Origin of the sequence: Desulfobacula toluolica Tol2 (genome assembly GCF_000307105.1) — a bacterium.
In the GTDB taxonomy this organism is placed as follows: Bacteria; Desulfobacterota; Desulfobacteria; order Desulfobacterales; family Desulfobacteraceae; genus Desulfobacula; species Desulfobacula toluolica.
Genome location: NC_018645.1, coordinates 3,035,555 through 3,049,391 on the forward strand (window position 1 = coordinate 3,035,555; position 13,837 = coordinate 3,049,391).

The following is a 13,837-nucleotide window of genomic DNA, read 5'->3' on the forward strand; positions in this document are numbered from 1 at the left end:
CCTATTGCTTTTTTCATCATCCTTTTATACAAACAAACGGCATAAAAAAATTGCCTGATTACAGACATTTCAAAGATCCGTCATAGTAATCGACAGGGCGAAGCTATGCAAAATCCCCAATTTAAAGATCCAGCGGACTTTTTGATTCCTTGAGTGTCCTTGATTTTACGGTATGGGTATAGATCATTGTTGTCCGGACATCGCTGTGTCCCAGAAGTTCCTGAATGGTCCGGATATCATAGTTTGCCTGAAGCAGATGACTTGCAAAACTATGGCGAAAAGTGTGAGCAGTTGCACGTTTGGTAAGCTGCACTCTATTCACAGCCGATTTGATTGCCTTTTGGACATGACGATTATGCAGATGTGAGCGCCGATATTCATTTGTTTCCGGTACATAAGTCAGTTCTTTAGCCGGAAAAAACCATTGCCAGTTAAATTCCTTACCGGCATTTTTATATTTTCTTTCTATGGCATCAAACATAAATACTCCGGAATAATCCTCTTTCAGGTCATGCCGATGCAGTTTTTTTACCACATCAACCTGATATGTCAGATCAGACAAAATGGTTTCCGGTAAAGGCAGAGTACGATCTTTTTTCCCTTTCCCATCGTGAATGGTTAAAATACCGGTATCAAAATTAAAATTATTCATTCTTATGTTCATACATTCGGACAACCTTAGCCCGCAACCGTATAGCAGTTTTACAATAAGATCATAAGGGTATCTGAGTTTTCCTATGATAAGATCAATCTCCTGCCGGGACAAAACAACAGGAATATATGGCTTTCTTTTGGCCCTGACTACGCCATCAATTCTCCCGAATTCTTTTTTAAGGATATTTCTGAAAAAAAACAAAAGCGCATTAAAAGCCTGGTTCTGTGATGATGCAGAAATGTGCTGTTCAACAGCCAAAAATGTTAAAAAGGCTTTAACATCGTCTGTTGACAATTCTTCAAGCGATTTTGATTGAACAAAATTTTGAAACTTGCTAACCCAAATGCTGTAAGCTTTAAAAGTTTTTGGTGAATAATGTCTCACTTTGATTTCATCACTCAACCCGGTATAAACATATTTCCAATTATTATCAAAAACCACTTCATTCTTATTGTATGAAACAGTCTGTTCGCGAATACTCAGATCTTCTTTTTCAAATCTGTTTTCGGAAGATGGTTTTTCAGGCCATTTTGGATGGATACCAAACATTTTATAAAATATAAGTATAGCGTCGTAGGCCTGTTTTTGCTGTTGTTTGGATTGTCTTTTTTCCCGCAATTTGTTTATGAAATGGATTAAACTTTCGGTATTTTTTGGCCTATGGTCATATTTGCTGCAAAAATCAATATAATACCGCAACCATTTTCTGAAGAAATTATGATTTTCAGCTGGAATCCTATTGGTTATTAATTGTGCATCAAATTGCTTTAATAGTTGTTGAGATATTTTTTTCATCATGGTATCCGTATGTTAATATCACCCCGCGATGAATGATATGCGGTTAGAAACCATAAAATAGAATCCAACAATTGTCAATTAAATCTTTTGGGGATGATGGATATGCGGACAACCGCTCAACTACTTGTTATTTTTATTAATTTCAGCCAAATAGGAGGACCTAAATGACTAACACTCTTAACGGAAGTATAGTCACTAAATTAAAGTCTTTAATAGAAATACAAAAAGAACTAATAAAGAACATTGAAAACTTATCTTTCGATGAACGTTCACGCCTAAAGACTATAGAAGAACAAATAAAAATTATTCAGACCGAGATAACAAAGGTTCTATCTGAGTAATAAGTTTCTCTTCAACATCTTTAGGGAGTTCAACCAGATTATTTTCTAACGCAAATAAAGCCCAATCTGCTCCTACAGATACTTTGGAATGAGTATCATTTGTATTTGCTGGCGGTAGACATCTCAATACTTCTGTCCAATTTCCTTCATCCATTGCTTTATGTAATTCTGTATTAGTACCCCATACTTCTTTTGTTATTTTTATCAATTCAACAGGACGTTCCATAATTTTTTCTCCTTCCATAACCACAAGTTGGAGCGGACAAAGCCGCTCAACTTGGGTGTTCCAGGCGGCTGCGCCGCCTGGAACGCGGTGCTGACTTCGTCCAGCCCCTGGCCCCGGCGCCTTGCGCCGGAACCAGGGGCTGGACCGGTCACCGCACGCCGATCAATCAAACTGCGTTTGCTTGATCGGCGCACGGCGCCGGTCAGCACCGCGTTCATGACCGGACACACGGGGGCGGGCTGGCAATTCACCCGATAATATGGTACGGCTGAAGCTTTGCTTCGCCGCCGGATATCGGAGATATAACGGACAGAGCGAAGCAAAGCTTCAGCCGTAGTCAAAGGAAAAATTCCCACCCCACTACCCCGGGCCGTTGAACATACCACTACACTGGATTAGCCAGTGAGTTAACATTAAAAAAAAATCGAGTAGAAATTTTCCATTCAGACTCGTTAGAAAAACATGACAAAAAATCAAAAACTATGATTGAATCCATTAGGCTATTTATAAAATCTTAAGGAATCTAATGTTTATATCAAAAATAGAAATTAAAAATTTTAGAAATTTTGAAAATTCGGAAATTGATTTTAATGAGGGAACAAATGTTATCATTGGGCACAATAATGCGGGCAAATCAAATTTACTTAAAGCCCTTTCTCTTATTTTTAATCCTGAAAGCGGTCGAAAACTTAAAGTTGATGATTTTTACAAGAAGATAAATACAGACTCATATTTTGAACAAGATGCAAATGGTGACCTAAAGATAAAGAGCCCTCCTAAAATAGTAATATCCGCGTTTATCTCTCAATCAATAAATGATAACAGCACCAATGAAATACAGCCGGATGACAATAATACGATTTATGAATGGCGTATTCAAACATCTCCTTATTACATCGCAAGATTAACGTATGAATTTTTTCTTCCAGAGGGTGATGAAACAAAAGAGTATATTGATAGTATTACCAAATTGATTGACAAGGGGATAAAAACAAAAGATTCGTACTGGAATTTGATTCATCGAAAATTTATCCATAAATATATTTCAAGAATTTATGGTGGTATAGCCAAGCTAAAAAATAGAGCAGATAGTGACCAATTAAGAAAATTTGATTTTCAATTTCTTGATGCAATTAGAGACGTTGAAAAAGAGTTGTTTACTGGTAAGAACACTCTTTTAAAAGATGTCTTAAAATATTTTCTTGACCATAAAATAACTATAGATACCAATTTGTCCGAAGAGCAAAAACAGGAAAACAAAGAATCAAAACATGAAGAGTTTGCCACCAAGTCGTCAGAAGTGATAATGCAATTGAAACAACGGATAAATACAGACCCAATACTTGAATACTCAAAAGATGTAGGAGCCTCAATTGGAGGTGAGCCTGATTTTGAAGGAAGTATTGATGAGGTTGAATTGTTTTCGACTTTACGGCTGATTGTAGAAAAGGAAACAGGGATAAAATTACCCGCCACACACAACGGCTTAGGGTATAATAATCTTTTATTCATATCTGTATTATTAGCTAAAATGCAAATGAGTAGATCCGATTATGTCAGCCAAGATGACAAAAAAGTTTTTCCAATGTTGATTATAGAAGAACCAGAAGCACATTTGCATCCATCAATGCAGTTTAAGTTTCTTAAATTTTTAAAAGAGAATTTAAAAACCAAAAACGAGGTCAGACAAATATTCATCACAACTCATTCCACTCATATAACGTCAGCAGTTGAATTAGATGAAATTATTTGTCTGAATGTAGATGATGAAAATAATTTACAAATAGCTTACCCTGGAAAAGTTTTTGATTCAGACAAAGCTGAAGATAAAAAGTCGAAAGCATACGTAAAACGATTTTTAGATGCAACAAAATCAGATATGTTATTTGCAAAAACCGTCCTCCTTGTTGAAGGTGTTGCAGAGCAATTACTAATTCATTGCTTGGCAGATTATGAAAATAAAAGCTTAGAAGATAACCATGTTGCTGTTGTAAATGTGAACGGTCGATACTTCAACCATTTCCTGAAACTGTTTGATTTTGATAGCAACGATACATTTAAAAAACATGCTATTCAGCGGAAAGTCAGTTGTATAACAGATGCTGATCCTGTTCAGAAAGATACTTCAGGGAAGAAACCAAAGTTTAAAAAATGTTTTCCCTTCGAACTGAATATTGATACTGCGAAATTTGAATACAAAAAAATATCCGAAATACTAAGTTCATTACAGGCTAAATATGCTGGAAATTCATATATAAAAATTTCAAGCAGAGTTGATGGAAAAGGGAAAACATTTGAATATGAACTCGCTTACAATAATGCGTCTACAGATTTACTAATAACAGATGAGATAGCTAACATCCAAGAATTAAAAGATTTAATAAACGCCATTAAAGCTAATAAACCGTTCTCTGACATTTTAAGCATACTTAAAAATCAAAACATTCAGGAGAGTATTGAACTGTCTAATTGGACTGAAGAGGAAAAAAAATCAGCCATTATTGCAGCCAGATATTTACAATCAATCGAAAACAGTTCTTGGGCAGGAAAAGGCGAGCATGCCTTAAACTTAGACATGAAATTACGGGATAATTTAAAAAACGGAAATCCTGTTAATTTTAGTGTCCCTGAATATATTAAAGAAGCAATAAATCATGTATGCTCATAGGTCTCTATAAAAATGATTGAAATAAATTCGAGTACTCTAATTTCAACAGAAACGCCTTTTAAGATTTTCGCCGGACCAGGTGCAGGAAAAACTTATTGGCTGATCAACCATATCGAAAATGTATTGCACAACTCTAAACGATTAACCACAACTACTAAAATCGCTTCTATCACATACACAAATATCGCCGTTGAAGAAATTCAAAGCAGACTTGGTGACAGTGATGATAGAGTATATGTATCTACGATTCACAACTTTCTTTATAAATTTATTGTAAAACCCTACGGTTTTTTACTTAAAGATAATTCTGGCGCAAATCTTATCAATTTACGAAACCTTGACGGTCACGATGAACACATACCCAATTCCAGATTCGTCTATGATTGGAAAACTCAAAACAAGTTAAATTACATTAAAGACGACAAAAAAATATATGAATGCCTACAGGATTTAGATTGGCATCTTAATGCAGACTCAAGCATTGATCTGGGACCGAGACATACTTGGAAAAGAAAAATTGGTAGGTACTGGATTAAAAAAGAGTTATTTGTGGACTATAAAAAAAGGTACTGGAGAATTGGGACAATACATCATGAAGATGTTTTATATTTTGCATATAAAATCATATCTGAAAATCCAGAAGTCCTAGAGTACGTGAACCTCATGTTCCCTTACATGTTCATTGATGAATTTCAAGATACAAATCCAATTCAAACAGAGATCGTAAAACTCATTTCAAAAAATAATACTATTGTTGGGGTGATTGGAGATGCAGAGCAATCTATTTACAAATTTCAGGGTGCCACTCGTCAAGATTTTGTTGATTTTAAGATATCAGGGATAAACAATTACCAGATTAAGGGAAACAGAAGAAGCACAAATAAAATTATCAATGTATTAGACAACATTAGGTACGATAGAGTCAAACAAACTCCCATAAGAAATATAGAAGGCAATATGCCAACGATTTATGTTGGCGACAAAATGAAAGTTATTGAATATTTAACAAAATCATACCCTGAAATATCAATTCTAACAAGGAATAATGAAACAGTTGGCCAGATTAAAAATGATAATAATAAAAATATTGGAAATCTGTGGGATTCTTCACGAGGTTTAGATAGTAACTACGAAAGGCAGAAACTTTTATATAATTCGATTTATGCAGCAGAATTATGCTTGCTGGGGTATTACAAAGATGCTGTGAGGTTAACATCAAAGATATTCTACAAATACAAGGATGGAACTAAAATACAGAAAGTTAAGAAGCGCGAGTTGGCAATAGTTTTGATTGATTTACTTGTGTCCCAAAAACAAAATAATAGTTCAAAAACACTTTTTGATTTCTACAATTCATTATTTGAATATTTCTTGACTAATTATCAAATTAAAATTGGTTCAAAAATCACAAGAGGAAAATATAAGGAATTTTCCGAAAACAACATTTATGCTGATTTGGTTCAGGCTTTGCGAATTAAAGATGATACAAGTCGGATTAAAACTATACATAAAGCAAAGGGCGCTGAATATGAGAATGTATTAGTTGTAATGGAAAATAGCATAGAATTACAATATGTTCTCAACCCTGAAAAACATCAAAATGAAGATGATAGCAGAATTTATTATGTTGCTTTTAGTAGGGCAAAAGATAATTTATTTATTACTGTCCCAAAAGAATTTACAAAGACGGATAAAGAAAAATTCGAAATGATAGGGTTCCATATCAAGAATGAACTGTAATCGAATTACTTTTGAATATTTTACCGTTTTTCAAACAAATCAAATGCTGCGGACAAGCCGCAGATTTTGGCGAACCGCGCGGTCAGAACAAAAGTTATGTGCAATTGGAAGGTGCCTGAAGTAAAAAGATAAGAAAAACTCCGTTCAGTAACGAACAGTGGCATAACTTTATTTCTATGGCAACACCTAAAATCTATAAAAAATGAATTTTAAGCGCACTGATCCATAAAAACAGATATTTTTAAAAAAACAAGTAATATCCAGATCGTATTCCGGCTATGTGCGAAGCTCTTGAAAACTAAAAATAACACCTCCGTTTTTTATAAGCTCATTCATAAAAATGACGCCGGGTAGTTTTTCCATTGCCTGCCGTACTTTTTGCATTGAAGGATGGATGTAAATTTCGGTGCTTCTCGTTGTTGAATGTCCCATTAAGCTTTTAATCACAAGCATATCCACTTCTTGATCATTGAGATGGGAGGCAAAGGAATGGCGCAGAGTATGACAAGACACATTGAACCGGGTTTGCAGGCCTGATTTTAAAACGATCTTTTTGAAGTTGTCCTCCATGGTACGAATGGCCAGACGGTTTCCTTTTTTTGAGATAAACAGGGCATTTCGATACTCATTTTTATAAAAAAAGGTTCTTACGGCGAGATATTCCGACAGGATCTGGAACAATTCATCGCTCAAGTGAAGCGTGCGGATTCTTTTTCCTTTTCCAGTCACGGTGATTTCTTTGGTTTTTAAATCAATATTGGTGAGGTCCAGGCCGAAGACTTCTCCGATCCTGAGACCGCATAAATACATCAGGGCATATATGGCATAATCCCGGACACCAAGGCATGTACTTCGGTCGATGGTATCTAAAAATTGTTTGATCTGTTTGGCGGTCAAAGCATCCGGACGGTTTCGATATCCCTGTCGGACTTTTAGAATATTCTTAAAAGGCAAATCTTCAGATTCATCCACCTCCTGGAGTCTTAAATAATGAGAATAACTTCGCAGGGTAAACAATTTTCGGTTCAGAGACCCGCCGCAGTTTTTACGCTTAACCTTTAAATATTGCTGGAAGTCCATCACCACAGGACCGGTGATTGTTTCATGCTGGTGTTCATCCATGAAAGCTTTAAAAAGCTTAAGGTCACAACGATTACTTTTAATAGTCTGTTCACTGATGTCATACACGGTTGATCGATAATTCATATACGATTCAATATGGCTAAAAAAATTAGTTGTGTTTACTCCCATGACATCCTCCCATTAATAACCAGCTGATTTAAGGCTTCCTGTTTAAAACTGTCATCCACCTTGATGTAAATTGCGGTTTCAGCCGTATTGGAATGTCCCATCATCGCCTGGATGGCATGAAGCGGTACCCTGGCGTGATACATTTCAGTGGCAAAGGAGTGCCTGAGTACATGGGGAGTAATTCTTTCTGTGATACCGGCTTTTTTGCAATACTGCCTCAATTTTCTTTGAACCCGATCGGTTGAGATGGCCGTACCACTTTCAACCGGGAACATGGGATCTTTTTTAAATTTTAATGTCTTTGGGTGGGACAGATATGCCAAAAGATTGTCATATAATTTATCCACCACAAATAAAGCCCGCTGTTTTTTGTTTTTCCCTTTTACCCGCAAAAGCCCGATTTTAGGACCATGCCCGGGTTCAAAAGATCCAATGACAAGCCGGGTAAGCTCACTGACCCTTAAACCAAGCGCCCACAAAAAAGATAGGATAAGGTGATTTCGATTCTCCATCCAGGTGGACCGGTCGATACTGTTTAATAATTTAAAAACAATGGCTTTTGATACCGGCATAACTGTGCTGGGGCCGTTTTTCTTTAACTTGGGCAATGCTTGGGCCGGACTTTTTGCCATGATATCCAGTTTAACCAACATGGTATAAAATGTTTTTAAGGCGGATCGATGATGTTCCATCCGGCTGTAACTGAAACCTTCTTGTTTTAAATGTGCTATCCACTGACAAATGTGCGTCCCCTGGGCCTGGGTGACAGGGATGTTGTTCTGCTCTTTTAAATACCGGGCAAACTTGCCCATACAGGAAGCATAATTTTCAACGGTTTGATTGGCGTATCCACAGACATCAGACAACTGTGTTCTGTATTCATCCAACAGAGCAATCATGGACTCACCTCCGCGTTTAACCCCATATAAGGGTGGACCTGCATATATACCGCATATTGATCCGGATTAAGGTGAGTATATTTCCGGGTGCTGTTGCTTCGCACATGCCCCAGGACATGCCTGGTTATTTCTGGATCGGACACCTTGTTCAAATGGGTCGCAGCCGTATGACGAAAAAGATGGGCATGAAAATACTTATCAATATCAAGCGAATCTGCCGCCTTTTGGAAGATATCACGCAAGGTTCGTGGAGAAAGCCGTTTGTTCCTTTTAGATAAAAACAAGGGCCCTTGTTCTTCATTAAGAAAAGAAAAATACTGGTCCAGAATATGGCATAAAACCTTCGGCATGATCAGCGGTCTTTGTTTTCCCCCCTTTTCTGTGATTTGCAAAAGCCCGGTTTCAATGTCCACGTCTTCTATGTTCAGACAAAGAACAGAGGATAGTCTCAGACCAAGGAGCCCAAGCATCATAATCATGACAAGGTTTCTGTACCCTGCAGTATCGGATGCCAGGCGATAAAAAAAAGTCAAAAGGGTATTGAACTCTTCGATGGTCAAAAAATGCGGGATTGTCTTTTCAATCTTGGGATAGGGAAAGTCTGAGGCAATATTGATTTTTATCCATCCGTTCATTTTTAAAAAATGGTAAAATTGCCTCAAGCTCCAGATGCGGGCTTTTCTGACATGAATTGAAGGACTCTGATATTGGGTAATAAATTCTTTTAAATGCTTGTACGAGATAGCCTGGAGTGAGTCTACCGGCACTTTGTCAAGGAACCGGGCAAACTCATTTAGTCTTACCCTTAATGATTGAATGGATCTGGTTGCAAAATTTGACACTTTACAATAATCGAGAAAATGGTCTATCTTGATTTCCAGCATAGAGGATCTCCTTTCTTTTTGGGAGAAAAGTTAAAAATATCTGTTTGGGAGGTTCTCTATGCTTCTACTACAATTTTTACACCTTACAAATTCCTTTTTTTTTCTAACCGCGGGGTTTGGGGGTTATATTCCAAAAAACAGTTAATGAAAAATGTCAAAGAAAAATAAAAAGCGATTATTAATAGCGGGTTTAGTTGTATTAATCATGGCATCGATTCTACCACTATTACCCAGTAGCATATTGGGCATATTCCCATCATGGCTGATTAATAATTGTATGTTCGTTGCACTCAGCTTGATCCTCGTTGACCTGCTTTTTCTGATTCAAGGGATAGATGACTTATTTAACAAAAAGAAATGACTTTATTAAAAAAAAATCAATGACATGAACAAGCAAAAAGATCGGCATATAACCCATTCACTGGACGGGACCGCGAGCAGCTCAGCCGCTTTTTTCAAGCGCCTTGGCGCGGCCCGTCAGTTCAACCGTTAGATTGCCGCTAATTGAAGCAAGGAGTCAATTTTGAAAATCAAGGAAGTAAAAATAGAAAATTGGCGGTCGATTCAATCGGGCAATTTATCTTTTCAAGACTTAATGATATTTATAGGCCAGAACAATCATGGCAAATCTAACATACTTAGCGCACTACTTTTTTTCTTCGGAGAAATTAAACCTCAAGAATTAGATTTCTATAATGAATCAGAAGAGCTACATGTCGAAATAGTTTTTTCTAATTTAGATGAAAATGACAAATCAACTTTCAATAAATATCTGACGTCTGATAATGAAATTAAAGTTCGAAAAACAGCATATTTTTCAGGAAATTTTGATTATAAAGGTTATGTTCAAAATCCCACTACTGAATGGCTTCAAGAAAACAACGCTAGTGCCTACACCACAAGGGCTGTTGCTGAAGCTCTACCCCTAGCAGAATTTTTACCTGAATCAGGTAGAATCACAAATGCAAATATTGTTTTCGCCCAAACTCAATATATCTCAAGAAACTCAGATTCTATTGAGTTTAGCTATGAATTAGAAAGTACAAATTTTTTGGGTTTGAAAAACGTTGCTAAAGGTATTTTTGGGCAAATATTCCATATCCCAGCAGTACGAAATGCTACCGACGATTATATAACGAAAGACTCAAGTCCCTTTGGTTCACTTTATTCAAAATTGATAGAACAAATGTCTTCTTCGAATCCAGATTGGATTTCTGCGAAAGAAAACATTTCAGGCCTATTTGGCTTGCTTAACAAAACTGATGAGAATGGCAACCACAATGCGCAAAGACCTCAAGAACTTACTAGGTTTGAAGCTAAGCTTAGTTCACACCTCTCTTCTTGGGGTGCTGAAATCGATGTAGAAATTGTAGCCCCAAATATTGATGATGTTTTTAAAGCAAACACAAAAGTTTGGATAAATGATGGGGTTAAAACTGATATAAATCGAAAAGGCCATGGGCTACAAAGGGCATTAATATTCGCTTTAATCAAAACTATCGCTGAAACACTTCGAGAAGAACATTTAGCCGCACAGGAATCAGAACAAGGTACAAGTTCCAGGAGAGCATCAAATTCAATGTTTTTCATTTTAGAAGAACCTGAATTGTATCTACATCCACAAGCTCAGAGGGCTTTATTTGAAACCCTAACTACTTTAGCTGATAGTGGAGCTCAAGTTTCATTTAGCACCCATTCAAGCGCACTTGTAGATTTAGAGAGGTATAAGTCAATCTGTATCGTAAGAAAAGATTCTCCAACTACTGGAACGACAGTATGTCAGTGCACAGATGACATTTTTTCTGGTGACAGTAAAAAAGATTTTAACTTAAGTTATTGGGTTAACCCTGATCGAAGCGAACTGTTTTTTGCTCAAAAGGTTATCCTAGTCGAAGGTGCAACTGAAAAAACCGTAATCCCATTTCTTGCTCAAAAAATTGAATGTTTTAAACATGAATATTCTGTAATTGATTGTGGCTCAAAAAATAACATTCCCGCATATTGTGGCCTTTTGAACAAGTTCAGTATTCCTTATGTAGCTGTATATGACGTTGATCACCAAAACGGTAAATCACAACAAGCTATCGAATCTGCAGATATTGCAACTAATGCTATAACGGCTGCCATTGACTCTGATTTTGGTACTACTATCGCTTTGGTAAATGATATTGAAGAAGAACTACAAATGCCACAGGGAACTGGTAGTAAACCCTATGTCGCTCTTGAAGAAATCAACAAAGAATCGTTTGAAATTACAGGTCAAATGAAAAGTAAGATTGAAAAAATGTTTGAATAAAAATCTATCGGGATAGGACCCCCCATCACTGAGGAGCCCTCCCACACCACCGGACATACGGATCGCGTATCCGGCGGTTCGGCTGATCAGGCAGATTAGTTCCCGGGCAGAAATAATCCAAGAGAAAGGAAATATTTGTTTGGCAGAGCCATGACAACCCATTTAACCCTGCTCATGCGCCAGTGTTTCTTGCGGGAATTTCCGCAAGTGACGGCATATTGAAACGGTATGCCTCGTTTAAGCAGGTTCCGGATTTTCGTTCCGGGATTTTTCCACTGTTTCCATACAACACATCTCAAGCGGCGGATAATCCAGCCGTTCAAGGACTTGAATATGTGTCTTGCTTCGGTGAGACAGTAATAATTCCACCATCCCCTGATGTACATATTCAATTTATCAATGATCTGGGGAAGACTTAGACCACAGTTCCGGTTTGTTAATTCTCGAACCCTTTCTTTGAAGCGCTCGATTGTTTTCCGGTGTATGCGGATCTTGGTCTTGCCGCACATACTGATAAATGTGTAGCCGAGAAATTTGTCCAGCCATGGTCGGCTGACCTTGCTTTTCTCTTCATTGACCTTGAGCCTGAGCTTTACGGTTATAAACCGTGTAACACTTTTCATAACACGTTCGGCCGCTTTCTTGCTCTTGAGATATATGACAAAGTCATCAGCGTATCTGACAAATTTATGCCCTCTTTTCTCCAACTCTTTATCCAGTTCATCCAAAACGATATTTGAAATCACTGGTGAAAGAGGGCCGCCTTGAGGAGTTCCTTCAGCGGCAGATACAACCACCCCGTCGATCATGACACCGGCTGTTAAGTAACTTCGGATAAGCTTGAGAACCCGCTTATCCTTTATTCTTTCAGCCAGACGGCTCATGAGGCGGTCATGGTTCACTCTGTCGAAAAATTTGGAAAGATCCATATTAACAGAGTGTGTATATCCTGAGAGCAGATAAACTTTGCCTTGGAGTATGGCATCATGCTGGGATCTTCCAGGTCTGAATCCATGACTGGACTCAGAAAAATGCGGGTCCCATATTTGCTGCAATATCTCGCTGACGGCTTGCTGGATCAAACGATCCAAAACTGTTGGAATGCCGAGCAGTCTTACTCCGCCATCGGGTTTAGGAATTTCTTTCCTTTTCACCGGTAATGGCTTGTAGTTTCCCTGCAGCAACTTTCCCTTAACTTTGGGCCAGTGGCGTCTGAGGTAACCCGGTAGTTGATCAACGGTCATGTTGTCGATTCCAGGTGCCCCTTTGTTGCTACGGACCCTTTTTAATGCTCTGAACATGTTTCCCCTTTCAAGGATAAACTCCATGAGTCGGGAACTTTCTGTCGGACTTTCGGTGATCTGTAACGCTGTGAACATTTCCATCTGCTGTGGCAATATGTCCATAAGTATACACCTCCTATTTGTCTCTATCATTTACCCGTACCATTCGGTCCGGGCACCGTTCGGGCCTTCACCGGGGTGAGTCCTCCGTGGAATTCACGGCTCGTTTTCCTGCGGCTACTATGCCCTCTGCTGACTTCTTCCATGCGGTCGGAGCAGGTTACCCTGCCCTCAGCCAATTTCTGCCGCACGCGGCATCCCAGGGCAGCATGGAAGATCTCCCGGGGTAAAACACACGTCTTTCAATACGTGGGTGCCGAGTATACGGACATTGCCTATAATGGATAGAGGACTTTACCTTGTGTTGCAGGCTCGTCCCGCAAATGCACGCCTAACTCGATTTCTGTACGTCACCCCGTACTTTTGTGCCACTCCGCCTCGGCGAAGCCACTGCCTTCCGGAGTACCGTCACCGGGACCCCGTTGTGATAACACTATGCCCTTCGCCTCCATCTGGCTGGGCTTGGGACTTGCCTTGACTTCCATAAAGGAAGATGCAGGCTCACCCTTAAGACGTGTGCCGTGCCCGGCACACAACAAATCATTCCACTGGATTTCGCAAACAGCGCGAAACCAGTGAATTCAACGTTCCAGGCGGCTGCGCCGCCTGGAACGCGGTGCTGACTTCGTCCAGCCCCTGGCCCCGGCGCCTTGCGCCGGAACCAGGGGCTGGACCG

The 13,837-nt window shown here is 38.6% G+C and carries 10 protein-coding genes; 4 read left to right on the top strand and 6 right to left on the bottom strand.

What is annotated here, in order from left to right:
- Positions 1-121 precede the first annotated feature (121 nt).
- Positions 122-1,453, bottom strand: coding sequence for an integron integrase (locus TOL2_RS13835; RefSeq protein WP_269764178.1), 1,332 nt, complete (start codon positions 1,451-1,453; stop codon positions 122-124).
- A gap of 303 nt (positions 1,454-1,756) precedes the next feature.
- Positions 1,757-2,020 carry a hypothetical protein gene (locus TOL2_RS13840; protein ID WP_014958048.1) on the bottom strand — a complete coding sequence of 88 codons (264 nt, stop codon included), beginning with the start codon at positions 2,018-2,020 and terminating at the stop codon, positions 1,757-1,759.
- A 526-nt stretch (positions 2,021-2,546) separates the two neighbouring features.
- Here TOL2_RS13840 and TOL2_RS13850 point away from each other — a divergent pair.
- Together TOL2_RS13850 and TOL2_RS13855 are read left to right on the top strand one after the other, a co-directional pair.
- A complete protein-coding gene (locus tag TOL2_RS13850; RefSeq protein ID WP_014958050.1) occupies positions 2,547-4,688 on the top strand; it encodes an ATP-dependent nuclease in 2,142 nt (713 codons plus the stop codon).
- 12 nt (positions 4,689-4,700) lie between these two features.
- The gene (locus tag TOL2_RS13855) at positions 4,701-6,428 is read left to right on the top strand and encodes a UvrD-helicase domain-containing protein (protein WP_014958051.1); all 1,728 of its coding nucleotides are present in this window, start codon (positions 4,701-4,703) and stop codon (positions 6,426-6,428) included.
- Positions 6,429-6,704: 276 nt separating this feature from the next.
- Here TOL2_RS13855 and TOL2_RS13860 read toward each other — a convergent pair whose 3' ends face one another.
- Genes TOL2_RS13860 through TOL2_RS13870 form a run of 3 tightly spaced genes read right to left on the bottom strand, consistent with a single transcriptional unit; the run spans position 6,705 to position 9,462 of the window.
- Positions 6,705-7,679 (bottom strand): tyrosine-type recombinase/integrase, encoded by a 975-nt coding sequence (locus TOL2_RS13860; protein WP_014958052.1) that lies wholly within the window; start codon positions 7,677-7,679, stop codon positions 6,705-6,707.
- Positions 7,670-8,578, bottom strand: a complete 909-nt coding sequence (locus tag TOL2_RS13865; protein WP_014958053.1) for a tyrosine-type recombinase/integrase — start codon at positions 8,576-8,578, stop codon at positions 7,670-7,672. The genes TOL2_RS13860 and TOL2_RS13865 overlap by 10 nt, the downstream gene beginning before the upstream one ends.
- Positions 8,575-9,462, bottom strand: a complete 888-nt coding sequence (locus TOL2_RS13870) for a tyrosine-type recombinase/integrase (RefSeq protein ID WP_014958054.1) — start codon at positions 9,460-9,462, stop codon at positions 8,575-8,577. Before TOL2_RS13870 ends, TOL2_RS13865 begins: the two co-directional genes overlap by 4 nt.
- Before the next feature lie 523 nt (positions 9,463-9,985).
- Here TOL2_RS13870 and TOL2_RS23675 point away from each other — a divergent pair.
- Entirely contained in the window at positions 9,986-11,758 is a 1,773-nt protein-coding gene (locus tag TOL2_RS23675) for an AAA family ATPase (protein WP_014958055.1), read from the top strand.
- A gap of 95 nt (positions 11,759-11,853) precedes the next feature.
- Here TOL2_RS23675 and ltrA read toward each other — a convergent pair whose 3' ends face one another.
- Positions 11,854-13,194, bottom strand: a complete 1,341-nt coding sequence (gene ltrA, locus TOL2_RS13885; protein WP_014957509.1) for a group II intron reverse transcriptase/maturase — start codon at positions 13,192-13,194, stop codon at positions 11,854-11,856.
- A 402-nt stretch (positions 13,195-13,596) separates the two neighbouring features.
- On the opposite strand from ltrA, the gene TOL2_RS25165 reads away from it, so the two are divergent.
- On the top strand, positions 13,597-13,740 hold the full coding sequence (locus TOL2_RS25165; RefSeq protein WP_173391127.1) for a hypothetical protein: 144 nt from the start codon (positions 13,597-13,599) through the stop codon (positions 13,738-13,740).
- Positions 13,741-13,837: the final 97 nt, after the last annotated feature.